A 25,528-nucleotide genomic window follows, 5' to 3' on the forward strand; every position below is an offset into this window, starting at 1 on the left:
GTCCCCGACTGCCGGGGACGGGCCGCGCCCGCCGGTCACGCCGGCACGAACGACCAGACCTGGGCCGGGTTGCCGAACCCGGTGCAGTGGTAGATCTGGACGGTCGCGCCGTCGGCGGAGGAGCCGCCGCGCACGTCCAGGCACCGGCCGCCGATCTGCGACCTGACCTGGTGCACCCCGCTGAACGAGTTCGGGTTGACCGTCCACTTCATGCTGGTCGTCCCGGTGCAGGCCCACTGCTGCAACGGCGTGCCGTCGGCGTTCACGCCGTTGCGGACGTCGAGGCACATGCCGCTGGACTGGTTGACGAACGTGTAGGTGCTCTGGCCCACCGGGGACCAGCGCTGCACGGTCTGCCCGTCGCAAGTCCGCTGCACGACGAGCCCACCCAGCGACGACGGGGCGCCGTACCGGTCCACCTCCAGGCACTTCCCGCTGCCGTAGTTGACGATCTGGTAGTGGCCGCCCGCCGCCTGCGCCGGCTGCCCGGGCATCGCGGCCCCCAGCCCGGCGGCCAGCAGGCTCGCCGCCACCGCCCCGCCGACTCTGTTTCTGATCATCGTTGCGTCTCCCATCGGATCGGACCTTCCTTCCCTCGCCGGGACCCGGGCCGCTCCGGGACGATCCCCGGCGGTGCTCGTCTCCGGCTGGTGCAGACGCTAGGGAGCGCGGGCCGCGCCCGGATCCGGGAACCTCCTAGTCGACGCGGGTCCCGGCGCGGGGATGTCGGGTTCGCGTCGGCCCCGCCGGTCCGGAACGGATCAGCGGTTAGCGTGCGTCCATGGGTGGTGCGACGGTTCCGACCCTCGCCGACGGCACGGCCCGGGACGGGCGGGAGGGCCTTCTCGGGCGGACCGACGAGTGCCGCCGCCTGGCCGCGTTGCTGGCCGACGCGAGCGACGGTCGTGGGGGAGCGCTGGTCGTCCGGGGCGCGGCGGGCGTCGGCAAGACGGCCCTGCTGGACCACTGCGCCGAGCGGGCCGTCGGGATGCGGGTGCTGCGCGCCACCGGGGTGCCGTTCGAGGCCGACCTGCCGTTCTCCGCGCTGCACGAACTCGCCCGCCCGCTGCTCGACCGGCTGGACGCCCTGCCGGCCCAGCAGGCCGACGCGCTGCGTACCGTGTTCGCCGTTGACGGCGGGTCCCGCGCGGTCAACCGGCTGGCCGCGTACGTGGCGACGCTGACTCTGCTCACCGCGGCCGCCGAGACGACGCCCGTGCTCTGCCTGGTGGACGACGCGCACTGGATCGACCCGGCCTCGGCCGAGGCGCTGCTGTTCACCGCGCGGCGGCTGCTCGCGGACCGCGTCGCGATCGTCTTCGCCACCCGCGACGTGCCCGGGTTCGACGGGCGCGGCGTGCCGGAGCTGCCGCTGACCGGTCTGGCGCCGGAGGCCGCCGTGCGGCTCGCCATGCGCGCGGGACTGGACCGGCGGGTCGCCACCGAACTCGCGGTCGCCACCGCCGGCAACCCGCTCGCTCTGGTCGAGCTGCCGGTGACGCTGGCCGAGGAACGCCGGCACGGCTGGCTGCCGCTGGAGCAACCGCTGGTGCTGGCCGACCGGATTCGGACGAGCGTCCTGGCGCACGCCCGCGACCTGCCCGAGGCGACGTGGCGGGCCCTGGTCGTCTGCGCCGTGGCCGAGACCACCGGGCTGGCGCTGCTGGATCGGGTGCTGACGGTGGACGGGCTGGGCCTGGACGCGCTCGACCGCGCCGTGGACGCCGGCCTGATCCGGGTCACCGCCCGGGAGGTGACGTTCCGCCACCCCCTGATGCGGGCGGCGGTGCACTCGGCGGCCGGGCCTGGGCGACGCCGCTCGGCGCACCTGGCGATCGCCTCGGTGCTGACCGGCCCGGAGACGGCCGACCGCCGGGCCTGGCACCTCGCCGCCGCGACGACCGGCCCGGACGAGCGGGTCGCCGCGCTGCTGGCCGCGTCGGCCGAGCGGGCACAGCGTCGCGGTGGTGTGGTGGCCGAGGCGCGGGCGTACGAGCGCTCGGCCCGCCTCACCCCGGACCCGGACGTCCGGGCGGAGCGCCTGATCGGGGCCGCCCGGGCCTGGACGAACGCGGGCGCGAGCCGGCACGCCGTGGCGCTCGGGGAGGAGGCGCTCGGGCTCACCCGGCGGGTCGACCTGCGGTGCCGGATGACGCCGTTGCTCGCCCATCTCGCCCAGCAGCACGGCGACCTGACCGTGGTGGACGACGCGTACCTGGCCGAGGCGGAGGAGTGCGCGCGCACCGACCCGCTCGGCGCGGCCAAGATGATGAGCGCCGGGGTCAACCAGTTCTGGGCGCGCCTCGACGTCACCGGCATGCTGCCGTTCTGCGGGCGCGTCGTGGAACTGGCCGGAACCGCGCCGGGCACGCCCTGGCCGAAGGGGGCGATCCGGCTGGCCGCCGCGCAGGTGCTGGCCGGCCGGCCGGAGGGGGCCGGGTCGGCCCGCGACTGCGTCGCGGCGTGCGCGGGCCACGCCGACGGCTCGGCCGCGGAACTCGCGCAGGTGTTCTGCTGGCTCGGTGACCTGGACGCCGCGCGGGCGCTGCTGGAGCCGGAGATCGACCGGGCGCGCGCGGCCGACGACGTGTTCCTGTTGGGCTACGCCCTGCCGCGGCTCGCCGAACTCCGCTGGCGCGCCGGGGCGTTGCACGACGCGTACCGGGCCGCGACCGAGGCGGTCGGCATCGCCGAGCAGGTGGCCCTGCCGCTGCTGCGGGCGGAGGCGCTGGCCACCCTCGCCCTGGTGGAGGCGCTGCTCGGGGACGAGTCGGAGGCGCGGACGCACATCGACGACGCGCGGCGGTTCCTGCCGGCGGAGTTCGGGGAGGTCGAGGCCCGGCTCCGGTACGCCGCCGCGATGATGTCGGTCGTCGCGGCACGGTGGGAGGAGGCCGTGACCGACCTGGAGTGGATCCGGTCCGCCCAGGCGCGGGGCGGGATCACCGCGCCTGGCTGGCTGCCGGTCGCCGGTGAGCTGGCCGAGGCGTACGCCTGGTTGTCCCGCCCGGAACGGCTTCGGGACCTGCCGGACGGCGGCCCGGCCGCCACGGCCCGGGTCGCCGGCCTGCTCGCCGCCGAGCCGGACCTGGACGTCGTCTTCCCGGCGGCGCTGGCGCGGTGCGACCCGACGGTCGTCCCGCTGGAGCGGGCCCGCACCCTGCTCTGCTACGGCCAGCGGCTGCGCCGGGCGAAGCGGCGACGGGACGCCCGGGTCCAGCTGCACGCCGCGCTGCGGCTGTTCGAGGCGGCCGGCGCGCAGGGGTGGGCCCGGCGGTGCCGCGTGGAGATCGACGCGACCGGTCGGGGCGCGCCGGCCCGCGACGACCGGACCGTCGACCGGTTGACCAGCCAGGAGCGGCAGATCGCCCTGCACGTCGCGGAGGGGCTGACCAACCGGGAGATCGCGACCCGGATCTTCCTGTCTCCCAAGACCGTCGAGTACCACCTCGGCAACGTCTACCGGAAGCTGCGGCTGCGCTCGCGTCCGGAGCTGATCCGCCACCTGTCCCGCCGGTCGACGTCCGAACCGGACTGACGACGGACCGTCGCCGCCGCCGCGGCGGCCAGGCAGGTCGCCGCGGCGGCGAGCAGCGGGGGACGACCGCCGACGTGGACGGCCGCCGAGCCGAGCGGGATGGCCAGCGTGATCGGTCCGAACATCGCCGTGTTCGCGGTGCCGGCCACCCGCCCCAGCACCGTCGCCGGCGTGTGCGTCTGCACGGCGGTGACGGCGGCGACCAGCGTCCAGGGCAGACCCACGCCGATCACCACCGAGGCGGCGACCGTGGCCGGCCACCAGGGCAGGCACCGACCCAGGCAGCCGGCGGCGAACAGCGCCGTGCCGGCGATCCCCACCCCGACCTCGCCCCAGCGGCCGACGAGCCGGCCGACGGCCAGCCCGGCGAGCACGGAACCGGCGCCCTGGGCGCCGGCCAGCACGCCGAGGAACGTCGACGGCAGGGCCAGCTCGGTGACGACCACGGCGTAGAGCGGCGCGGTGGTGAAGCCGGACATCGCGATCGACACGGCGGCGAGCGCGACCGGTACGCGTACCGCCCGCCGCCGGAGGAGGACGGCGAGCCCGGCCCGCAGGCCGGGCCGGGGCTCGCCCGTCCGTGCGGGCGCCGGCGTCCGGCGCAACCGCAGGGCCGCGTAGAGCGCGGCGACGAGCACCGGCGTCGCGGCGCTGAACACGGCGACCGGGTGCCCGCCCCGCCAGGCGTAGAGCCCGGCCCCGAGCAGCGGCGCGACCAGCTTCGTGCCCTCCTGGGCGCTGGAGCGCCAGCCGTTGACGTCGGCCAGGCGCGCGGGGTCCAGCGCCGCCGGCAGCAGCGCGGTCTCGCCGGCGTCGATCAGCACGTACCCGACGCCGTACGCGAGCGAGACGACGAAGATCAGCCAGGCCTGGTCCGGGCCCCGGACCGTGAGCAGGCTGAGCAGGACGGCGGCCAGCGCGAGGTTGACGCCGATGACCAGCGGTCGCCGAGGCGCCCGGTCGAGCAGCCCGCCGAGCCACGGCCCGGCCAGCACCGGGGTGTAGACGCAGAGCCCGGCGAGCGCGGCCAGGCCGGTGGAGCCGGTGAGGTCGAGGATCCAGATGCCGGCGACCAGGGCCATGGCGCTGCTGCCGAGGCCGGACAGCAGGGAGATGGCCACGAACAGGACGGCGTTGCGACGCACGAGCCCTCCAGGGTTGAGCGGGGAAGGCTCACATCGTCCGGCGTTGAGTCACCCGCAGGCAATGCTGTAGGGAGACGTCAACGATGCGTTGACAGGGTCGCCGCGATGCGGCGGGTCGCCTCGCGGGCGGGGGCCGGCAGGCGCGGCCCGACGTCGGTCAGGTCGCCGACGAGGTACGCGGCGAGCGCGTACAGCGAGCCCGGGGCGGCGGCGTCGAGGGCCGTCGCGGTGGTGCGCCGGACCAGCGGCGCTCGGCGGAAACGGCCGTCCCACCCCCGGTCCGCCTCGATCCAGCGGTGCAGGTCGGACACGGCGGCCCGCACCGCCGCGACGTCGGGGGCGCAGGCCCGGTCCCGCCGTGCCTGCCGCGACCGCCGGGCCGCCACCAGACGCTGCCGGCGCTGCTCGGCGGCCTGCCGGCTGCTCAGGCCCAACGCGCCGGCGATCTCGGCCCAGGTGGCCCCGTCGTGCCGGGCCCGGTCGATCAGCTCCAGTTCCCGCTCGTCGAGCCGGGCCCGGGCCGCGGCGACCTCGGACAGGCAGGTCGGCTCCGGAGTCACCTGTCAACACTACATTGACAGGCGACCGCCGCCGCTACTCCTCCGGTACGCCCGGGCCGACCTCGCCGTGGGCCAGGTGCGCGGCGTTGCGGTCGGCGTCGCGGGTGGCGTTCGCCTCCCCCTCGGCCGGTTCGGTGGTGCGCCGTCCCTCGGCGTCCTGGAACACCCGCCCGGTCTCCAGCGGGTCCTCCTGCTGCCGTCCGAACTGCTCGGGTTCCGTCATGACCGCCCAGTGCCCCCGGTGCGCCGGGACAAACCGGCCCGGGCCGGCCGGGGTTCATCGTTCGGGGGGCCGTTGGTCCCGGGTCCCGGGGCGGTCGGCCCCTGACGGTCCGACGCCGCGAGGGCCAGGCTGGGAGGGCGCCGACGGGCGGGGCACGGAACGACGTGAGGGTGATGCGGGTGAGCAACGGCGGGCCGGGCACAGTGACGACCACCGCGACCCCCTCGATCCCGCCGCCGGCGGCCGGGCTCACCTCCACCCGGGCCGCGGCCCGGCTGCGCGCCGAGGGGCCGAACACGGTCGCCCCGCCGCGTCGTCGTGGACCGGCCGGCCGCGTGCTGCGCCAGCTCACCGACCCGCTGGTGGCGCTCCTGCTGGCCGCCGCCGTGGTGACCACCCTGCTTCGCGACTACCCCGACACCGCGGTGATCGTGCTGGTCGTCCTGATCAACACCGCGATCGGCGTGGTGCAGGAGATCCGCGCCGACCGGGCGGTGGCGGCCCTGGACCGGCTCGCCGCACCGACCGCGCGGGTGGTCCGCGACGGCCGTGACCTCGTGCTGGCCGCCGCGGAGCTGGTCCGCGACGATCTCGTCCGGCTGGAGGCCGGTGACGTCGTGCCCGCCGACCTGCGCCTCACCGACGCGGCCCGGCTCAGCCTGGACGAGTCGGCGCTGACCGGCGAGTCGGTGCCGGTCGGGCGGTCGGCCGGCGAGGAAGCGAGCGCGGGCACCGTGGTGACCACCGGCCGGGCCACCGGCACCGTGCTGCGGACGGGCGCGTCCAGCGCGCTGGGCCGGATCAGCGCACTGGTCGCCGCCACCCGGCCGGCGCCCACCCCGCTGCAACGCCGGCTGGCCTCGCTCGGACGGGTCCTCGGCCTGACCGCGGTGGTCCTCTCCGCGTTGGTCTTCGCCCTGGGCGTGCTCGACGGGCGACCGGTCGCGCAGATGGCGGTCATCGCGGTGAGTCTCGTGGTGGCGGCCGTCCCGGAGTCGCTGCCCGCCGTGGTCACGCTCGCGCTCGCCCTGGGCGCCCGCCGGATGGCCGGCAGCCGGGCCATCCCGCGACGCCTGCACGCGGTGGAGACGCTCGGCTCGGTCACCGTGATCGCCTCGGACAAGACCGGCACCCTCACCGAGGGCCGGATGGCGGTGCAGCAGGCGGTCACCGCCGGTCGCGCCCGGTACGCCGTCACCGGCACCGGCTACGCCCCCCACGGCGAGGTGCGCCACCGGGACGAGCCGGTGGGCGCGCCGGACGAGCTGCGCCGGCTGGCCCGGGCCGGGCTGCTCTGCAACGACGCCACGCTGACACCGCCGACCGACGACCGGCCGGAGTGGTCCGCGATCGGCGACCCGCTGGAGGCGGCGCTGGTCGCGTTCGCGGCCCGGTGCGGGGTCGACCCGGAGACCACCCGGGACGCGTGGCCCCGGGTGGCGGAGCACCCCTTCGACCAGGAGCTGCGCCGGATGACCACGGTGCACCGCCGCGGCGACGGGCGGTACCTGGTGGTGTGCAAGGGCGCGCCCGAGAACGTGCTGACCACGCCGCTGACGGACGCCGACGCCGAGGAGTTGGCCGAGCTGACGGAGTCCGCGCGTCGGCTCGCCGCCGAGGGGTTGCGGGTGCTGGCGGTGGCCTCCGCCGTGGTCGACACCCCTCCCGACCCGGCCCGCCCGACCGACCTGCGACCGCTGGGCCTGGTCGGGGTGGGCGACCCACTGCGTGTCCAGGCGCCGGGCATCGCCGCGGGCTTCGAGGAGGCCGGAATCCGGCTGGTGCTGATCACCGGAGACCACCCGGCGACGGCCGCGGCGATCGGCGGCCGGCTAGGGCTCTGGACCGACGGCGACCCGCTGGCCAACGGCGACGACGGCGACCCGGGCCGGGCCCATCCCGACACCCGGGTGTACGCGCGGACCCAGCCGGAGCAGAAGCTCGACATCATCGCCGGCCTCCAGTCGCGCGGACACGTCGTGGCGATGACCGGTGACGGCGTCAACGACGCCCCGGCGCTGCGGCGCGCGGACATCGGCGTGGCGATGGGGGGTGGCACCGAGGTGGCCCGACAGGCCGCCGACCTGGTGCTGGTCGACGACGACCTGACCACGGTGGCGACGGCGATCGGCGAGGGCCGCCGGATCTACGACAACATCCGTCGGTTCCTGCGCTACGCCCTCGCCGGCGGAGTGGCCGAGATCGCGGTGATGCTTCTCGGCCCGCTTCTGGGACTGCCCGTGCCGTTGCTGCCGGCGCAGATTCTCTGGATCAACCTGCTCACCCACGGTGTGCCCGGGGTGGCGCTGGGTGCCGAGCCGGCGGAGCCGGGCACGTTGCGACGCCACCCGCGCTCGCCCCAGGAGTCGGTGCTCGGCGGCGGGCTGGGCCGTGACGTGCTCGTCACCGGCGCGCTGATCGCCGCGGCGGCGCTCGGCGCCGGGGTGGCGGCCGCGTACGCGGACCGGCCGTGGCAGTCGGTGGTCTTCATGGTGCTCGGCCTGTCCCAGCTCGGCGTGGCGCTGGCCGTCCGCGCGACCCGCTCGCCGGGTTCGTCGGACCGCAACCGCGCGCTGCCGCTCGCGGTCGCCGTCTCCGCGGCGCTCCAGGTGGCCGGCGTGCTGCTGCCGCCGCTGCGCGATCTGCTCGGCACGGCGCCGCTGGCCCTCCCCGACCTGCTCGGCTGCGCCGCGGTGGGTGTCCTGCCCGGGATGCTGCTGCGGCTGACCCGCCGGTCCGGTTGACGATCGGTGAAGGAGGTTGTCATGACGATCCATTCCGCGGACCCCGTCGTGGTGGGGGTGGACGGCTCCGCCACCGCCCTGGACGCGGTGCGGGTGGCCGCCCGCGAGGCGGCCTTCCGGCACCGGCCGCTGCGGGTGGTGCACGCGTTCATCTGGCCGCTGACCCGGGCGCCGCTCACCCCGGCGCCCGGCGCGCCCGCCGGCGCCGGGCTGCGCAACCAGGCCGAGCGGTGCGTCGCCGAGGCGGTCGCCGAGGCCGGCAAGGTCGCGCCGGACGTGCCGGTCACCGGCGTGGTGGTCGACGGCGCGCCGGCGGCGGTGCTGGTGGAGGAGTCACGGCGCGCGACGCTGATGGTGCTCGGCCATCGTGGCCTGGGCGGTTTCGCCGGCCTGCTGATCGGGTCGGTCACCCTCCAGGTGTCCGCCCGCGCCCACTGTCCGGTGCTGGTGACGCGCGGTGAGGCGCGGGCGGACGGCCCGGTCGTGGTGGGCGTGGACGGTTCGGCGCACTCCGGCGTCGCGGTCGGGTTCGCGTACGAGGAGGCCGCCCGCCGGGGCGCGCCGCTGGTCGTGGTGCACGCCTGGCTGTACCCGACCCCGATCGGGCCGGGCGACATCGTGCCCCTGGTCTACGACCCCGAGGCGCTGGCCGAGGAGTCGCGGCGGATCCTCGCCGAGGCCGTGGCCGGCTGGTCGGAGCGTTACCCGGACGTCGAGGTGCGGCAGCGGTCGGTGCGCGGCGCCCCGGCGCGGGTGCTGGTGGAGCAGTCGGCCTCGGCGCAGCTGGTGGTGGTCGGCGCGCACGGCCGGGGCGCGTTGGCCGGGCTGCTGCTCGGCTCAGTCAGCCACGCGGTGCTGCACCACGCGCACGCCCCGTTGGTGATCGCGCGGCACGCCCGGTAGCCGCCTCGACGGGGGGTCTCAGCGCTGCGCCTGCTCGCGGTGGTCGCCGGCCAGGCGATCCGAGGTACGCGGTCAGCCCCGGCCGGCGTCGTCCGGCCCGCCCAGCCAGGCGCGTACCCCGGCGAGCGTGGCCGGCCCGTAGTCCTCGTCCACGCTGCGGGCCAGGTCGGCCACGGACACCGCGCGCAGCGCGTCGCGCCAGGCGGCGTCGGCGTCGGCCATGGCCCGGGCGATGGCGCACGACCGGGTGCAGGCCTCGGGTGGGCTCGCCAGCGGCCCGCGCTGGCGGATCTCGGTGCAGACGAACGCGGGCTGAACGCCGTCGACGGCGGTCACCACGTCGAGCACGGTGATCTGCTCCGCCGCCCGGGTGAGCACGTATCCGCCGGCCTTGCCCTGCACGGAGGTCACCAGGCCGGCGCGGGAGAGCGCCTGCAACTGCTTGGCCAGGTAGCTGCCGGAGACGTCGTGCAGCTCCGCCAGCCGCGCGGCCGGCACCGGCTGCGCGGCCGTGGTCAGCACCACGCAACAGTGCAGGGCCCACTCGACCCCACCGGACAGCTTCACCCGCCCACCCCCTTGACTCGGACAAACTCTATCCGACTAATATCTCGGATATAACGTGTCCGAGTTTGAGGCCTCCTCGAACGGGAATCCGGCGTGCCTGAACCACGTCGGGAAAGGCGGGAACCATGAAGATCGTCGTCATCGGTGGCACCGGTCTGATCGGGTCGCAGGTGGTCCGCGAGCTGTCCGAGGCCGGGCACGACGCCGTGCCCGCGGCGCTCTCGACCGGCGTCGACCTGATCAGCGGCAAGGGGCTGGACGAGGTGCTGTCCGGGGCGGAGGTCGTGGTCAACGTGGCGAACTCGCCGACCTTCGACGAGGCGTCGCTGGAGTTCTTCCGCACCTCGATGGGCAACCTGCTCGCCGCCGGGCAGCGCGCCGGCGTCGGTCACCAGGTGGTGCTGTCGATCGTCGGCGTCGACCAGGTGCCGCAGCTGGACTACTACCGGGCGAAGACGTTGCAGGAGGAACTGCTCCGGGACAGCGGAACCCCCTGGTCGGTCGTGCGCGCCACCCAGTTCTTCGAGTTCGTCGACGCGATCCTGTCCTGGACCTCCGACGACAGCACGGTGCGGCTGCCGGCCACCCCGGTGCAGCCGATGGCCGCCGCCGACGTGGTCGCCGCAGTGGTCGACGTCGCCACCGGCGCGCCGCTCAACGCCGTCCGCAACGTCGGCGGCCCGGACGCCTTCACCCTCGACGAGCTGGGCCGGGTCACCCTGGCCGCGCGCCACGACGACCGGAACGTGGTGGTCGACGACTCGGCCGGCATGTTCGCCGCCGTCGACGGCGACGTCCTCGTCCCGGGCCCGGACGCCCGACTCGCGCCCACCCACTACGCGGACTGGCTGCGCTCGTCCCGCTGACCGCCGAGCCGGGCACGGCCGCTCCACCTCGCCGGGACGGCGGCGCCGGACGCGCCGGTACGCCGCCCGCCCGGCCCAGGTGGGCGGCTCGGTCAGCCGCTCTTGACGGTGGTGAGGTCGGCCAGCCCGGAGATGGTCAGCAGGGGCTCCAGCAGCGGGCCGGCGATCAGCGCGATCCGCTCCGCGTGCGGGAACAACGCGGCCAGCCCCGCGCTGTCGAGATACTCCACGCCGGTGAGGTCCACGACGAGGGGATCCCCGTCGGGCCGAACCGCGTCGCCGAGCGCGTCGGCGAACGAGGCCGCGTTGCTCATGTCGATCTCGCCCACGGCGGTCAGCACGCGGGTGCCGTCGGGCCGGCTGCCGGTGGTGAGGGTCAGGGCCGTGCTCATCGGATGATCCTTGCCTGCATGTGGACGGTGGTGCCGCCGGCTCCGGGGGTGACCGTGATGGTGTCCATCAACGCGCGCATGAGCACGAGACCCCGCCCGCGGTGCGGGTCGGCCGGCCGGTTCTGGTCGCGCCAGTGGCCGCTGTCGGTGACGCTCAGGCGCAGGGCGTCCGCGGTGGCGGCGGCGCGCAACCGGATCCGACCGCCGGGGCTGTCCCGGTGGCCGTGTTCGATGGCGTTGGCGCACGCCTCGCCGGCGGCCACCAGCACGTTGTAGGCGCTGGCGGGGGCCAGCCCGCACCGGTCCAGCCACCCGCGCAAGGCGGTGCGCACCTCGGCCAGCCGGGACGACTCGGCCGGGAAGTCCAGCTCCAGTGGGCCGGGGTGACGGTAGAGCAGCAGAGCCACGTCGTCGTCGTACCCGCCTTCCGGGGTGAGCTGGTCCATCACCTCGGTGGCGAGGTCCTCGACCGGGGTGCCGCGGCCCTGCTGGATCGCGGCGGTGGCGTGGGCGATGCCGACGGTCAGCGGCTGGCGCCGGCGCTCCACCAAACCGTCGGTGTAGAGCATGAGGGTGGCCCGGGCCGGCACGGTGGCCTCGGCCTCGGGGCGTTCGAGTCCCGGGCGGACGGCCAGCGGCCGGGACCGGCCCTGTTCGAGGAGCTGTGGGGTGCCGTCGGGGTGCACCACGATGGCCGGCGGGTGCCCCGCGCTGGAGTAGCGCAACCGCCCGGTGGCCGGGTCGAGCACGCCGCAGAAGACCGTGGCGCAGGACGCCCCGGGCAGCAGCGCGGCGAACCGGTCCAGGGCCGCCAGCGTCTGGGCGGGGCTGGCGTCCTGCAGCAGCAGGGCCCGGCAGGCGCTGCGCAACTGCCCCATCACCGTGGCGGCCCGCAGGCCGTGGCCGACGCAGTCGCCGACCACGATCCCGATCCGGCCGTCCGGCAGTTCGACGGTGTCGTACCAGTCACCGCCGACCTTGAGCGGGAGCGTGGCGGGGGAGTAGCGCACGGCGAAGCCGGCCGGCAGTTGCGCCGGGCCGAGGATCGCCCGTTGCAGAGCCAGTGCGGTCTCACGCTGCTGGTCGATCTGGTGCACCCGGTGCAGGCCCTGCCCGATGTGGCCGGCGAGCAGCGCCAGCAGCGTCTGGTCCTGTTCGGTGAAGGGCCGCTTCTCGCCCAGGTCGATCCAGAGCGCCATGGTGCCGTCCGGGTGTTCGACCGAGATGCCGGCGCCGTGCGTCCGCGTCGCCACCGGCGTCAGCAGCGGGGTGTCCCGCAGCGCGAGCAGGGCCTGTCGGCGCGCGTCGGGCAGCGACTCCCAGCGCAGCGCGGCGTCGGTGGCGGTGACGATCGGGGTCGGGTCCTCGCCGAACACGGCCGTGACCACTCCGGTGGCGCGCCACAGTCGGCGCAGCTCGTCCAGGACGCCGTGGAGGGCGTCCGGCAGGTCCTCGGCCTGGGACAGCCGCATGCCCAGCCCGGCGAGGGCGGTCTCCCGCTGCACCGCGTAGTGCTCGGCGGTGACGTCGCGGAACGTGCCCACGATCATCCGCCGGCCGGTGTCGGGGTCGTCGACCTGGTTGAACGATGCGGCGATCCAGAGCCGGTGCCCGTTGCGGTGGGTCACCGGCACGGTGTAGGTGCCCTGGTTCTGCCCGATCAGCACCGAGAACGCCGCCGCCACCTGACGGTGCGCCTCCGACTCGGCCTCCGGGTCCGGCCACCACGGCTGCACCGGGGGGTAGGGGAGCCCCTCGGGTCCGTAGCCGAGGATGTCGGTGAACGCGGAGTTGATCTCCACCACCGCGCCGTCCTCGTCGCAGACGAAGAACGCCTCCTGCAACGAGTCGACCAGGGCGGTGCGCCAGCGCGCGTGGTGGTTGCGCAGCCGGGCCAGCTCCACGTTGGCCCGGACCCGGGCCAGTAGCTCGGCCGCCGGGAAGGGCTTGACCAGGTAGTCGTCGGCGCCGGCCTCCAGCCCCTCGATCGAGGCCTCCTGCCCGGCGCGGGCGGAGAGCAGCAGCACCGGAGTGCCGGCGGTGCGCGGGTCGGTGCGCAGCGCGGCGACCAGTTGCAGACCGTCGAGGCGGGGCATCATGACGTCACTGACCACCAGGTCCGGCGTCCGGGTACGCGCGGCATCCAGCGCCGCCTGACCGTCGGCGACGGCCTCCACCCGGTGCCCGGCGGAGCGCAGCAGGCGGGTCAGGTACTCACGCATGTCGGCGTTGTCGTCGGCGACCAGGATCCGGGCCGGCGCGCCGCCGGGCAGCGGCGTGACCGGCCCGTCGACCGGGGCCGCGTCGTCCGGGGTCATGTCGGCGGGGCCGCCGGGCAGCCAGCGCAACGCCTCCTGCACGAACGGCTCGGCCGACGCCGCGACCAGGCCGGTGCCCGCGGGCGCGAGCGCGTCGGCGGGCAGGTGGGTGACCCCGAACGGCAGTCGGACCGTGAAGCAGGTGCCCTGCCGGACGGTGCTGCTGGCGGTGATGGTGCCACCGTGCAGCCCGACCAGCTCCTTGACCAGGGCCAACCCGATCCCGCTGCCCTCGTCGGAGCGGGAGCGGGCGTTCTCGATCCGGTGGAAGCGCTCGAACAGGCGCGGAAGCTCGTCCTCCGCGACGCCGATGCCGGTGTCGGAGACGCGCAGGACGGCCTGCCCGTCCTCCGCCCGCAGCTCCACCCGCACCGTGCCGTCGAAGGTGAACTTCAGGGCGTTGCTGAGCAGGTTGAGCACGACCTTCTCCCACATGCCCGGGTCGATGTGCACCGGGCCGGGCAGGGGCGGGCAGTCGACCTCGAAGGTCAGGCCGGCACGTTCGATCGCCGAGCGGAAGACGCTGGCCAGGTCGGCGGTGACCGCGGCCAGGTCCACCGGTTCGTAGCGGGCCTGCATCCGGCCGGCCTCGATCCGGGAGAAGTCGAGCAGGCTGTTGACCAGCCGGCCCAGGCGCAGCCCGTTGCGGCGGATGACCTCCAGCTCCTCGCGGATCCGCGGGTCGGCGTCCTGCATGAGGCCGCGCAGCTCGTCCACCGGCCCCATGATCAGGGTCAGCGGGGTGCGGAACTCGTGGCTGATGTTGGAGAAGAAGGCGGTCTTGGCCCGGTCCAGCTCGGCCAGCTCCTCGGCCCGACGCTGCTGTGCTTGGTAGCTGCGGGCGCTGGCGATGCCGGTCGCCACGTGGCCGGCGGCCAGCTCCACGAACCCGCGGTAGCCGTCGTCCAGGGCCCGGTAGCGGTTCAGCCCGGCCACGAGGAACCCGTAGGGCGCCGCGCCCTGCTGCCGCAGCGGCATCAGCAGCGCCTCGGTCGGCGGATCGGGCCACGCGCCCGCGGGCAGCTCGGCGAAGGCGGGGCCGTCGAGCGGCACCCGCACCGCCTCACCCTCGGTCGGGGCCCGCACCGGCCAGACCGGCGCCGGGTCGGCGGGCGACAGCGTCACCGGCGCCGCCGGGTGGCCCGCGGCCAGGCCGGTCGCCTCCACCAGTCGCGCGTCACCGTCGGCACCGAACAGGTACGTCAGCGCGAACGGCAGGTCCTGCCGGTTGCGCCCCAGCTGGCGGTTGGCGAAGGCCAGCGTCTCCCGCTCGGTGCGGACCACGCTCGGGTCGGAGCCGAGGTCGCGCAGCGTGGCCATCCGGCGTTCGCCGATCACCCGCTCGGTGTCCTCGCTGACCACGCAGAGCATGCCGACCAGGGTGCCGTCGTCGTTGCGCAGAGGGCTGTAGGAGAACGTGTGGTAGGTCTCCTCGCGGTAGCCGGCGCGCTCCAGGAACAGCAGGAGCCCCTCGTCCCAGGTCGCCTCGCCGGTGCGCAGCACGGTGTCGATGCGGGGGCCGATGTCGTCCCAGATCTCCGCCCACACCTCGTCGGCCGGCCGGCCCAACGCCCACGGGTACTTGCGGCCCAGCGTGTCCCGGCGGTAGGCGGCGTTGCAGAAGAAGGTCAGCTCGGGGCCCCAGGCCATCCACATCGGGAAGCGGGAGGACAGCAGGATCCGCACCGCGGTGCGCAGGCTCTGCGGCCACTCCTCCGGCGGCCCCAGCGGGTGCGCCGACCAGTCGACCCGGGCCAGGTCGGGACCGATCTCGCCGTCGACGGCGAACACGTCGGCACGCGTACGCGGGTCGGTGTCAGCGCCGGTCATCGCCCGAGTCTCCCTCACTACGCGTGATCCTGCTCGTCCGGGTCGCCTCGCCGCGGCCCCCGTGATCCGCTCTTGCCCCGGCACGGTCCCCGCCATTCCGCCCACGCGGAAACGAGAGCGAGTTCACGCATCGTCGCTTTACCGGCAAATAGGGGTATCGGGCGTGTTCGCGCCGACGGAGTCGCCCACGGAGGGCGCGGACGTGGCGGCCTCGGCCGAGATCAGGGTGGAGGCGCGCGTGCGGCTCCCGACCGGCAGCCGAGCCGCGTGTGGCACCTGACCGGCCGGGCGCGACCCGAGCCGGACACGACCGGAGGCAGCCGGACATGGCAAAGGCAGGGAGACGACTCCCTGCCACTTCTAACGTATATCGCACCCGGGGGCTTGCCGCAAGACCCCGGTCATGCCGCAGAATCGTCGGCCGGACGCGGCTGAGCTGGGAAAACGGGGGTGCGGCGATGACCGGACAGTATGTGGTGGGCCTCGACGCGGTCGACGGGACGCAGGTCGCCGTCGTCGGCGGAAAGGGCGCGCACCTGGGCGCCCTGTCGCGTATCGACGGCGTGCGGGTGCCCGCCGGTTTCTGCGTGACGACGGACGCCTTCCGGCGGGTGACGGCCGAGACGCCGTCCCTCGCCGACCGGCTCGACCGGCTCACCCGGCTGCGGCCGGAGGACCGGGAGGCGATCCGGTCGCTCAGCGCGGAGGTCCGTCGCGCGATCGAGGACGTCGCCGTGCCCGGCGACGTCGCCGCGGAGATCACCCGGGCGCTGACCGGCCTCGGCTCCGACGCCGCCTACGCCGTGCGGTCCAGCGCCACGGCGGAGGACCGGCCGACGGCCTCGTTCGCGGGCCAGCAGGACACCTACCTGAACGTGCGGGGTCCGGCCGACATCCTCCGGCACGTCAGCCGGTGCTGGGCGTCGCTGTTCAGCGAGCGGGCGGTGACCTACCGCCGGCGCAACGGGGTCGACGACCGGAGCGTGCGGATGGCCGTGGTCGTCCAGCGGATGGTGTTCCCCGACGCCGCCGGCATCATGTTCACGGCCGACCCGGTCACCGGCAACCGCCGGGTCGCCACCGTGGACGCCGGGTTCGGCCTCGGCGAGGCGCTGGTCTCGGGGCTGGTGGACCCGGACGTGTTCACCGTCCGCGACGGCGAGATCGTGGCCCGGAGGATCGCCGCCAAGCGGCGCGCCGTCCACGCCCTGCCCGGCGGCGGGACCCGGGAGGAGGAGGTCGACCCGGCGCGGCAGGAGCAGCCCGCGCTCACCGACGACCAGGTCGTCCGGCTCGTGCGGCTGGGCCGGCGGATCGAGGCCGGCTTCGGGCGCCCCCAGGACATCGAGTGGGGGCTGGTCGACGACGACTTCCACATCCTCCAGAGCCGACCGATCACGACGCTGTTCCCGCTACCGGCCGTCGACGACGGCGAGAGCCACGTCTACCTGTCGGTCGGCCACCAGCAGATGATGACCGACGCGATGAAGCCGCTGGGCCTGTCGATGTGGCGGCGCACCGCCATGGCGCCGATGCACGAGGCCGGCGGCCGGCTGTTCGTCGACGCCACCCGGCACCTGGCCACGCCGGCGGGCCGGGCCGCCTTCCTCGGCCTGATGAGCCGGTCCGACCCGCTGACCCGGGACGCGCTGGAGACGGTTCTGGAGCGCGGGGACATCGGGCCGGCGTCGCCGGAGCACACCCCCGCCGGGCCGCCGTTCGGCGGCCCGGCGGCGGCGGTGGAGACCGACCCGGCCGTCGTCACCGCGCTCGTCGAGCGCAGCCGGGCCAGCATCGCCGCGCTGCGCCGCGACATCCGCGCCCGGTCCGGGCCGGAGCTGTTCGACTTCCTGGAGGAGGCGTTCGTCGAGCACAAGCGGGTCCTCGCCGATCCGGTGAACGTGCAGGCGATCATGGCGGGCATGGAGGCCACCTGGTGGCTCAACGACAAGCTGGGGGAGTGGCTGGGCGAGACGAACGCGGCCGACACGCTGACCCTCTCCGCGCCCGGGAACGTCACCTCGGAGATGGGGCTGGCGTTGCTCGACGTCGCCGACGTGATCCGCCCGCATCCCGAGGTGGTGGCGTTCCTGCGCGACGTCGACGGTGACGACGGCTTCCTGGACGAACTGCCGGGACTGCCGGGCGGCACGGAGGCGCGCGAGGCGATCGGGGCGTACCTCGACCGGTACGGCATGCGGTGCGTCGGCGAGATCGACATCACCCGCCCACGGTGGAGCGAGCGCCCGGCCACCCTCGTGCCGTTGATCCTCGACCATGTGCGGAACTTCGCCCCGGGTGAGGCCGCGCGTCGCTTCGAGCAGGGGCGGCAGGCGGCGGAACGCAAGGCCCGGGAGGTGCTGACCCGGTTGCGGGCCCGGCCGGACGGGGAGGCCAGGGCCGACGAGACCCGTCGCATGATCGACCGGGTCCGGACCTTCATCGGCTACCGGGAGTACCCGAAGTACGACATCGTCAGCCGCTACTTCCTCTACAAGCAGGCGTTGACGGCGGAGGCCGACCGGCTCGTCCGGGACGGGGTGCTCACCGACCCGGAGGACGTCTTCTTCCTGACGCTCGCTGAGTTCCGCGACGTGGTGCGCACGCACCGGATCGACGGGCGGCTCGTCCGCGAACGCCGGGACGCGTACCGGTGGCACCGGACGTTGACGCCGCCCCGGGTCCTCACCTCCGACGGTGAGGCGCTCACCGGGGCGTACCGGCGCGACGACGTGCCCGCCGGCGCGCTGGTCGGGCTGCCGGTCTCGCACGGGACCGTCGAGGGACGGGCCCGGGTCGTCCTGGACCTGGCCCGCGCCGAGCTCGAACCGGGCGACATCCTGGTCACCGCGCACACGGATCCCAGCTGGACACCCCTGTTCGTCGCCGTCGCCGGCCTGGTGACGGAGGTCGGCGGCCAGATGACCCACGGTGCGGTGATCGCCCGCGAGTACGGCCTGCCGGCCGTGGTGAACGTGCCGGACGCGACCCGCCTGATCCGGGACGGGCAGCGGATCCGGGTGCACGGCTCCGGCGGCTACGTCGAGCTGCTGCCCTGACCGGTCCGGACGGTCAGGCCGCCGGCGAGGACGTCGCGCGATTCGAGCGGCGTCGGGTGGACGTACCCGATCGGCAGTCGCGGACCGCGGCGGCGGCAGCTGGCATGCTCGAGGCACAGGGCTGAACGGACGGGAGGCGTGATGCGCATCGGGGAGCTGTCGGCACGCACCGGGGTCAGTGCCCGGTCGATCCGGTACTACGAGCAGCAGGGCCTGCTCGCGGCCGTACGCAACGCCGGCGGACAGCGGGTGTTCGCGGAGTCGGCGGTCGAGCGGGTCGACCTCATCCGGCGGCTCTTCGACGCCGGGTTGAGCAGCCGGCGGATGTCCGAGCTGCTGCCCTGCGTCACCAACCCCGACATCCGCACCGGGTGGCTCACCGACCGGCTGCGCGAGGAGCGGTCCCGGATGGTCGCCGAGATGGCGCGTCTCGCGCACGCCGTGTCGGTGCTCGACGACGTGGTCGCCGACATGACCGTCCCCGGGGAGGCCGCGACACCGGCCGCCTGAACGGGCTTGCCCCTGACACCGGTGTCACCTCCTACGGTCGGGCCATGACCGCAACCGTCGACACCGTTTCACCGGTGGCCTCCCTGCTCGAACCCGTCACCGTCGCCGGGATGCCGCTGAGATCGCGAATCGTCATGGCCCCGATGACCCGCAACCGCGCGCCCGGCGGGGTGCCCGCCCGGGAGGCGGCCGACTACTACCGGCGGCGCGCCGAGCAGGGCATCGGGCTGATCGTCACCGAGGGCGTCCTGGTGGACCACCCCAGCGCCGGCCACGAGGACACGGTGCCGAGGCTGACGCCCGGCCCGGCCGAGGCCGGCTGGCGGCGCGTGGTCGAGGCGGTCCACGCCGCCGGCGGCCGGATCGCCGCCCAGCTGTGGCACCTGGGCAGCCTGCGCGAGCCGGTGGACGGCCGCCCGGCGTGGACCCCGTCCGGCGTGCCGGAACCGGGGCGGCCGGCCGCCCGCGCGATGACGCTCTCCGACGCGGACGAGCTGCTGGCGGCGTACGCGGCCGCGGCGCGGACGGCCGGCCGGGTCGGCTTCGACGCCGTGGAGATCCACGCCGCGCACGGGTACCTGCTGGACGAGTTCCTCTGGCCGTACACGAACCGTCGGACCGACCGGTACGGCGGCTCACCGGCGCGGCGGGCGGCCTTCCCGGCCGAGGTCGTGCGCGCGGTGCGCGCGCAGTTCCCGGCGGACCGTCCGGTGATCGTGCGGTTCTCGCAGTTCAAGGAGCGCGCCTTCGACGCCCGCATCGCCGAGACCCCGGCCGAGCTGGCGGAGATCCTCACCGCGTTCGCGGACGCGGGCGCGGGCGTCCTGCACGCCTCGCAGCGCCGGTTCTGGCAGCCGGCGTTCGCCGGCTCGGCGCTGAACCTGGCCGGTTGGGCGAAACGGCTCACCGGCCTGCCGTCGATCACCGTGGGCTCGGTGGGACTGACCCGCGAGTTCCTGCGTCCGGGTGGCCCGGAATCGGTCTCCGGCCTCGCGAGCCGGCTGGTCGGCGGGGAGTTCGACCTGGTCGCCGTGGGTCGCGCCCTGCTCGGCAACCCGGCCTGGGCGACACTCGCGGCGACCGGTCGCCTGGCGGAGATCGCGGACTACCGCAAGGCGCACGAGGACGTGTATCCCTAGTCCGCCGGGCTTGACGGGGCGGATGTTATCGCTCACAGTCGATGGCAGGGCAGGAGCACCGCAGGGCTCACCGGGCGAGCCGTGCTGGTCGGACCTCGACACCACCGCCGGAAACGGGTCGAGGCGTCGCATCACCACCGTCGCAATCCCGGAAGAGGAATCCGTATGAGACCAACGAGAGCCCTGCTGTCCACCGGCCTGCTGGCCGGCGCGCTGGCGGCCGGCATGGCGGTGGCGCTGGCCCCCGCCGCCGACGCCGGCACGACGCTGCGCGCGGCGGCGGCCGAGAAGGGCCGCTACTTCGGCGCCGCGGTCGCCACCGGCAAGCTGTCCGACAGCACGTACTCGACCGTCCTGAACCGAGAGTTCAACTCGGTGGTGGCCGAGAACGAGATGAAGTGGGACGCCACCGAGCCCCAGCAGGGGCGGTTCAGCTACACCGGCGGCGACCGGCTGGTCAGCCACGCCCGGGCCAACGGCATGAGCGTGCGCGGTCACACGCTGCTCTGGCACGCGCAGCAGCCGAGCTGGGCGCAGGGGCTGTCCGGCAGCGCGTTGCGCAACGCGGCGATCAACCACGTCACCCAGGTGGCCACCCACTTCCGGGGGCAGATCTACGCCTGGGACGTGGTGAACGAGGCGTTCGCCGACGGCGGCTCCGGCGGGCGCCGCGACTCCAACCTCCAGCGCACCGGCAACGACTGGATCGAGGCGGCCTTCCGGGCCGCGCGGGCCGCCGACCCGGGCGCGAAGCTCTGCTACAACGACTACAACACCGACGGGATCAACGCGAAGTCGACAGGCATCTACAACATGGTGCGCGACTTCAGGTCCCGGGGCGTGCCGATCGACTGCGTCGGCTTCCAGTCGCACCTGGGCACCACGATCCCGGGTGACTACCAGGCCAACCTCCAGCGCTTCGCCGACCTGGGCGTGGACGTGCAGATCACCGAGCTGGACGTGATGACCGGCGGCAACCAGGCGAACATCTACGGCACGGTCACCCGCGCCTGTCTCGCCGTGTCGCGGTGCACCGGCATCACGGTGTGGGGCGTGCGTGACTGCGACTCGTGGCGCGGTTCGGACAACGCGCTGCTGTTCGACTGCGCCGGGAACAAGAAGGCCGCGTACACCTCGGTGCTCAACGCGCTCAACGCCGGCGGCACCACCACCCCGCCGCCGAACACCACGTCGCCGCCGCCCACCACCACCTCGCCGCCGCCGACGCAGGGCGGGTGCTCGGCGTCGGTGTCGCTGAACTCGTGGACCGGCGGGTTCGTGGCCACGGTCCGGGTGACCGCCGGTTCGGGTGGCACCCGGGGCTGGACGGTCACCATGACGCTGCCCGGTGGCGCGAGCGTCACCAACACGTGGAGCGCCACGGCCAGCGGCAGCACGGGGACGGTCCGGTTCACCAATGTGGACTACAACGGCCAGCTCGGCGCCGGGCAGAGCACGGAGTTCGGGTTCCAGGGCAACGGCAGCGGTTCGGGCATGACGCCCACCTGCGCTGCCGCCTGACCCACCCGTCGAAGGGGCGGCGCGACGACCCTCGCGCCGCCCCTTCGCGCTGCCGCCCGCCGCCGCCCGCGTCGGCTCCTGTTACGAGACCGAGACATATGCGTTTCGTCCGATCGGTTGACGCTGCAACTTGTGAGCGTTAACACTCCGGAGGGGATACCGGTGCGGTTCCGGCAGTGGAGGGGAGATGGGGCTCGTGCGCAGACGTTTTCTGGCCGCTCTGGGCGGCGTCGCGATCGCGGTCAGCCTGGCCGCGTGCAGTGGAGAGGGTGCGGGAGGCGGCGGGGACACCAAGGGGGCCGAGCCCGGCGACCTCACCATCGGCGTGTCGATGCCGACGCAGACCTCCGAACGGTGGATCGCCGACGGCAACTCGGTGAAGGAGAAGCTGCAGGCCAAGGGCTACAAGGTGGACCTGCAGTACGCCGGGGACGAGATCCCCACCCAGTCGCAGCAGATCGATCAGATGATCACCCAGGGCGCGGACGTGCTGGTCATCGCCGCGATCGACGGCACCGCGCTCAGCGGCCAGCTCCAGGCGGCGGCCAACGCGAAGATCCCGGTCATCTCCTACGACCGGCTCATCCGCAACAGCCCGAACGTCGACTTCTACGTCAGCTTCGACAACTACAAGGTCGGCGTGGCGCAGGCCAACGCGCTGCTGGTCGGTCTCGGGCTGCAGAACAAGGACGGCTCCAAGGGCTCCGCCGCCGGCCCCTTCAACATCGAGCTGTTCGCCGGCTCCCTGGACGACAACAACGCCCACTTCTTCTTCAGCGGCGCCATGGACACGCTCAAGCCGTACCTGGACGCCGGCACGCTGAAGGTGAAGTCCGGCCAGACGAAGATCGAGCAGGTGGCCATCCTGCGCTGGCAGCAGGAGACCGCGCAGAAACGGATGGAGGACCTGCTCACCTCCAGCTACAACGACGGCGGCAAGGTCGACGGGGTGCTGTCGCCCTTCGACGGCCTGTCCCGGGGCATCATCACCGCCCTGCAGAACGCCGGCTACCGCGGTGGCGCCAGGAAGATGCCGGTCGTCACCGGCCAGGACGCCGAGGTCGCCTCGGTCAAGCTGATCAACGACGGCGTGCAGAGCTCGACCGTCTTCAAGGACACCCGCCTGCTGGCCGACCAGGCCGTGGTCGCCGCCGAGGCGTTCCTCAAGAAGGAGCAGCCCAAGGCGAACGACACCAAGACGTACGACAACGGGGTCAAGGTCGTTCCGTCGTTCCTGCTGCCGGTGCAGACCGTCTACAAGGACGACATCCAGTCGGTGCTGATCGACTCCGGTTACCTGACGGCCCAGGAGGTCGCCGCCGGACGAGCCGGGTGACCGCCCGGCGGGCCCGGGGCGGACGCCGCCGCCGGGCCCGCCGCCAGCGGACCCGACGGCCACGACCAGGACGGTTGCCATGAGCGATCACATCCTCGACATGCGGAACATCACGAAGACCTTTCCCGGGGTGGCGGCGCTCCAGGACGTCTCACTCGCCGTCCGGCGCGGCGAGATCCACGCGATCTGCGGCGAGAACGGCGCCGGCAAGTCCACCCTGATGAAGGTGCTGTCCGGGGTGTACCCGACCGGCAGCTACGACGGGGAGATCGTCTTCGACGGCGAGCCGGTCGACTTCCGCGGGATCCGGGACAGCGAGTCCCGCGGCATCGTGATCATCCACCAGGAACTGGCGCTGGTGCCGTACCTGTCGATCGCCGAGAACATCTTCCTCGGCAACGAGCGCCGGGGCCGCGGCGGGCTCATCGACTGGCACCGGACCAACGCCGAGGCGGCGGCGCTGCTGCGCGAGGTCGGGTTGCACGAGAACCCGGTGACCCCGGTGGTCCAGCTCGGGGTGGGCAAGCAGCAACTGGTCGAGATCGCCAAGGCGCTGTCCAAGAAGGTGCGGCTGCTCATCCTGGACGAGCCGACCGCGGCACTCAACGACGTCGACTCGGCACATCTGCTGGACCTGATGCGCCGGCTCCGCGACCAGGGCATCACCTGCATCATGATCTCGCACAAACTGGGTGAGATCACAGCGGTCGCCGACTCCACCACGGTGATCCGGGACGGCCGGACGGTCGAGACGCTCGACATGCGCGACGGCGCCGTGACGCAGGAGCGGATCATCCGCGGCATGGTCGGGCGCGACCTGTCCGCGTTCTACCCGCCCCGGTCGGTGACGCCCGGGGCCGAGGTGCTGCGGATCGAGGACTGGACGGTGCGCCATCCGACCCAGGACCGGCTGGTGGTCGACCGGGCCTCGCTCTCCGTGCGGGCCGGCGAGGTGGTCGGCATCGCCGGCCTGATGGGCGCCGGCCGCACCGAACTGGCGATGAGCGTGTTCGGCCGCGCGTACGGGCGGGAGATCAGCGGACGGCTCTACCTCAACGGCCGCCAGGTGCGGGCCCGGACGGTGGCCGAGGCCATCGCGAACGGCATCGCCTACGCCACCGAGGACCGCAAGCACTACGGCCTGAACCTGATCGACGACGTGCGCGGCAACATCTCGGCCGCCGCTCTCGGCAAGCTGGCCCGGCACGGCTGGATCGACGGCAACCGGGAGATCGACGTCGCCGAGCGGGGGCGGCGCGACATGAACATCAAGACGCCGACGGTGATGGCGTCGGTGGGCAAGCTCTCCGGCGGCAACCAGCAGAAGGTCGTGCTGGCGAAGTGGCTGTTCACCGACCCCGACGTGTTGATCCTGGACGAACCGACCCGGGGCATCGACGTGGGAGCGAAGTTCGAGATCTACACGATCGTCAACCGCCTGGTGGCGGACGGGAAGGCGGTCGTCGTCATCTCCTCCGAGCTGCCCGAGCTGCTGGGCATGTGCGACCGCATCTACACCCTGGCGGCCGGTCGGATCACCGGCGAGCTGCCGGTGGGCGAGGCCACCCAGGAGAACCTGATGGAACTCATGACCAAGGACAGGGATCGCGTCGGATGACCAGCACGAAGCCCTCCAACTCCCCGAAGGTGGCCGCGCCCGACGCCGGGGCGACCGCCACCCTGCACACCGGGACCAGCGACCCCCGCACGCTGATCCTCGGCAACCTGCGCCAGAGCGGCATCTACATCGCCCTGGTGGTGATCGTCGCGCTGTTCGCGGTCCTCACCGACGGCGTCTCGCTCAGCCCGGGCAACATCACCAACATCGTGCTCCAGTACTCCTACATCCTGGTGCTCGCGATCGGCATGGTCATCGTGATCATCGGCGGGCACATCGACCTGTCCGTGGGGTCGGTGGTGGCGCTCACCGGCGCGGTCTCGGCGGTGCTCGTCATCCGGGAGGGCCTGCCCTGGTGGGCGGGCGTCCTCGCCGCGCTCGCCGTGGGCGTCGCGGTGGGCGCGTGGCACGGCCTCTGGGTCGCGTACGCCGGGATCCCGGCCTTCATCGTCACCCTGGCCGGCATGCTGCTGTTCCGCGGGCTGACGCTGCGGGTGCTGGACAACATCTCGCTCTCGCCCTTCCCGGAGGAATACCAGCGGGTGGCCGCCGGGTTCCTCAACGGGCTTCTCGGCGGGCAGGGGTTCGACGCGTTCACGCTGTTCATCGGCGTCTTCGCGGTGGTCGGATACGCCGCCAGCGTCTTCCGCACCCGGGTGGCCCGGGTGCGGCACGAACAGCCCGTCGAGTCGTTCCCGCTGTTCGTCCTCCGGGTGGCGGTGGTCGGCGCGGTCGTCATGTGGTTCGCCTGGCAGCTCGCCCACGCCCGGGGCCTGCCGATCGTGCTGATCGTCCTGGCCGTGCTGGTGCTGGTCTACGGCCTGCTCACCCGCCGTACGGTGTTCGGCCGGCAGGTGTACGCGATCGGCGGCAACCTGCCGGCGGCGACGCTGTCCGGCGTGCGGGTGAAGCGGGTCAACTTCTGGGTCTTCGTCAACATGGGCTTCCTCTCCGCCGTGGCCGGGGTGATCTACTCCTCCCGCTCCAACGGGGCCCAGCCGGCGGCGGGCAACATGTTCGAGCTGGACGCGATCGCGGCGGCCTTCATCGGCGGCGCGGCGGTCACCGGCGGGGTCGGCACCGTGGTCGGCGCCATGGTCGGTGGCCTGATCATGGCGGTGATGAGCAACGGCATGCAGCTCATGGGCGTCGACCAGTCCGTGCAGTCGGTGGTGAAGGGCCTGGTCCTGCTCGTCGCGGTGGCGTTCGACATCTGGAACAAGCGCCGCGCCGCGGGCGCCCGGTGACGACCGGCCGGA

The 25,528-nt window shown here is 74.0% G+C and carries 18 protein-coding genes; 11 read left to right on the forward strand and 7 right to left on the reverse strand.

The window, feature by feature from the left end; translation table 11 throughout:
- Positions 1-35: 35 nt before the first annotated feature.
- A complete protein-coding gene (locus tag COO58_RS07315; protein ID WP_091573842.1) occupies positions 36-560 on the reverse strand; it encodes an RICIN domain-containing protein in 525 nt (174 codons plus the stop codon).
- A 221-nt stretch (positions 561-781) separates the two neighbouring features.
- Here COO58_RS07315 and COO58_RS07320 point away from each other — a divergent pair, with 221 nt between their 5' ends.
- On the forward strand, positions 782-3,538 hold the full coding sequence (locus COO58_RS07320; protein WP_098744275.1) for an AAA family ATPase: 2,757 nt from the start codon (positions 782-784) through the stop codon (positions 3,536-3,538).
- Here COO58_RS07320 and COO58_RS07325 read toward each other — a convergent pair.
- The 3 genes from COO58_RS07325 to COO58_RS07335 all read right to left on the reverse strand — a co-directional run bounded on the left by COO58_RS07325 (position 3,460) and on the right by COO58_RS07335 (position 5,466).
- Positions 3,460-4,683, reverse strand: coding sequence for an MFS transporter (locus COO58_RS07325; protein ID WP_098744276.1), 1,224 nt, complete (start codon positions 4,681-4,683; stop codon positions 3,460-3,462). The two genes, COO58_RS07320 and COO58_RS07325, sit on opposite strands and share 79 nt — an antisense overlap.
- 77 nt (positions 4,684-4,760) lie before the next feature.
- Positions 4,761-5,243 (reverse strand): hypothetical protein, encoded by a 483-nt coding sequence (locus COO58_RS07330; RefSeq protein ID WP_255292541.1) that lies wholly within the window; start codon positions 5,241-5,243, stop codon positions 4,761-4,763.
- A 34-nt stretch (positions 5,244-5,277) separates the two neighbouring features.
- Positions 5,278-5,466 carry a ribonuclease gene (locus COO58_RS07335; RefSeq protein ID WP_098744278.1) on the reverse strand — a complete coding sequence of 63 codons (189 nt, stop codon included), beginning with the start codon at positions 5,464-5,466 and terminating at the stop codon, positions 5,278-5,280.
- Between the two features lie 179 nt (positions 5,467-5,645).
- Between COO58_RS07335 and COO58_RS07340 the strand changes: the two genes are divergently transcribed.
- Together COO58_RS07340 and COO58_RS07345 are read left to right on the forward strand one after the other, a co-directional pair.
- A complete protein-coding gene (locus COO58_RS07340; RefSeq protein WP_255292542.1) occupies positions 5,646-8,210 on the forward strand; it encodes a cation-transporting P-type ATPase in 2,565 nt (854 codons plus the stop codon).
- Positions 8,211-8,231: 21 nt separating this feature from the next.
- Positions 8,232-9,113: a universal stress protein gene (locus COO58_RS07345; protein ID WP_098744281.1), complete on the forward strand. Its 882-nt coding sequence runs from the start codon at positions 8,232-8,234 to the stop codon at positions 9,111-9,113.
- Between the two features lie 72 nt (positions 9,114-9,185).
- On the opposite strand, the gene COO58_RS07350 is transcribed toward COO58_RS07345, so the two are convergent.
- Entirely contained in the window at positions 9,186-9,680 is a 495-nt protein-coding gene (locus COO58_RS07350; protein ID WP_098744282.1) for an Rrf2 family transcriptional regulator, read from the reverse strand.
- Between the two features lie 125 nt (positions 9,681-9,805).
- Here COO58_RS07350 and COO58_RS07355 point away from each other — a divergent pair, with 125 nt between their 5' ends.
- The gene (locus tag COO58_RS07355) at positions 9,806-10,546 is read left to right on the forward strand and encodes an SDR family oxidoreductase (RefSeq protein ID WP_098744284.1); all 741 of its coding nucleotides are present in this window, start codon (positions 9,806-9,808) and stop codon (positions 10,544-10,546) included.
- A 92-nt stretch (positions 10,547-10,638) separates the two neighbouring features.
- Here the strand turns inward: COO58_RS07355 and COO58_RS07360 are convergent, their stop codons facing one another.
- A complete protein-coding gene (locus COO58_RS07360; protein WP_091573851.1) occupies positions 10,639-10,938 on the reverse strand; it encodes an STAS domain-containing protein in 300 nt (99 codons plus the stop codon).
- On the reverse strand, positions 10,935-15,086 hold the full coding sequence (locus COO58_RS07365) for a SpoIIE family protein phosphatase (RefSeq protein ID WP_091573852.1): 4,152 nt from the start codon (positions 15,084-15,086) through the stop codon (positions 10,935-10,937). The genes COO58_RS07360 and COO58_RS07365 overlap by 4 nt, the downstream gene beginning before the upstream one ends.
- Before the next feature lie 458 nt (positions 15,087-15,544).
- Here COO58_RS07365 and rph point away from each other — a divergent pair, with 458 nt between their 5' ends.
- The 7 genes from rph to mmsB all read left to right on the forward strand — a co-directional run bounded on the left by rph (position 15,545) and on the right by mmsB (position 25,516).
- Positions 15,545-18,145: a rifamycin-inactivating phosphotransferase gene (rph, locus tag COO58_RS07370; protein ID WP_098744286.1), complete on the forward strand. Its 2,601-nt coding sequence runs from the start codon at positions 15,545-15,547 to the stop codon at positions 18,143-18,145.
- Positions 18,146-18,286: 141 nt separating this feature from the next.
- The gene (locus COO58_RS07375; RefSeq protein WP_091573854.1) at positions 18,287-18,655 is read left to right on the forward strand and encodes a MerR family transcriptional regulator; all 369 of its coding nucleotides are present in this window, start codon (positions 18,287-18,289) and stop codon (positions 18,653-18,655) included.
- A gap of 44 nt (positions 18,656-18,699) precedes the next feature.
- The gene (locus COO58_RS07380; RefSeq protein WP_091573855.1) at positions 18,700-19,794 is read left to right on the forward strand and encodes a 12-oxophytodienoate reductase; all 1,095 of its coding nucleotides are present in this window, start codon (positions 18,700-18,702) and stop codon (positions 19,792-19,794) included.
- Between the two features lie 165 nt (positions 19,795-19,959).
- Positions 19,960-21,315 carry an endo-1,4-beta-xylanase gene (locus tag COO58_RS07385; RefSeq protein ID WP_098744288.1) on the forward strand — a complete coding sequence of 452 codons (1,356 nt, stop codon included), beginning with the start codon at positions 19,960-19,962 and terminating at the stop codon, positions 21,313-21,315.
- Between the two features lie 196 nt (positions 21,316-21,511).
- A complete protein-coding gene (gene chvE / locus COO58_RS07390) occupies positions 21,512-22,651 on the forward strand; it encodes a multiple monosaccharide ABC transporter substrate-binding protein (protein WP_098746166.1) in 1,140 nt (379 codons plus the stop codon).
- Positions 22,652-22,730: 79 nt separating this feature from the next.
- Positions 22,731-24,269, forward strand: coding sequence for a multiple monosaccharide ABC transporter ATP-binding protein (gene mmsA / locus COO58_RS07395; protein WP_098744289.1), 1,539 nt, complete (start codon positions 22,731-22,733; stop codon positions 24,267-24,269).
- A complete protein-coding gene (gene mmsB / locus COO58_RS07400; RefSeq protein WP_098744291.1) occupies positions 24,266-25,516 on the forward strand; it encodes a multiple monosaccharide ABC transporter permease in 1,251 nt (416 codons plus the stop codon). The genes mmsA and mmsB overlap by 4 nt, the downstream gene beginning before the upstream one ends.
- Positions 25,517-25,528: the final 12 nt, after the last annotated feature.

Source organism: Micromonospora sp. WMMA1996 (assembly GCF_002573675.1).
GTDB classification, from domain to species: Bacteria; Actinomycetota; Actinomycetes; order Mycobacteriales; family Micromonosporaceae; genus Micromonospora; species Micromonospora sediminicola.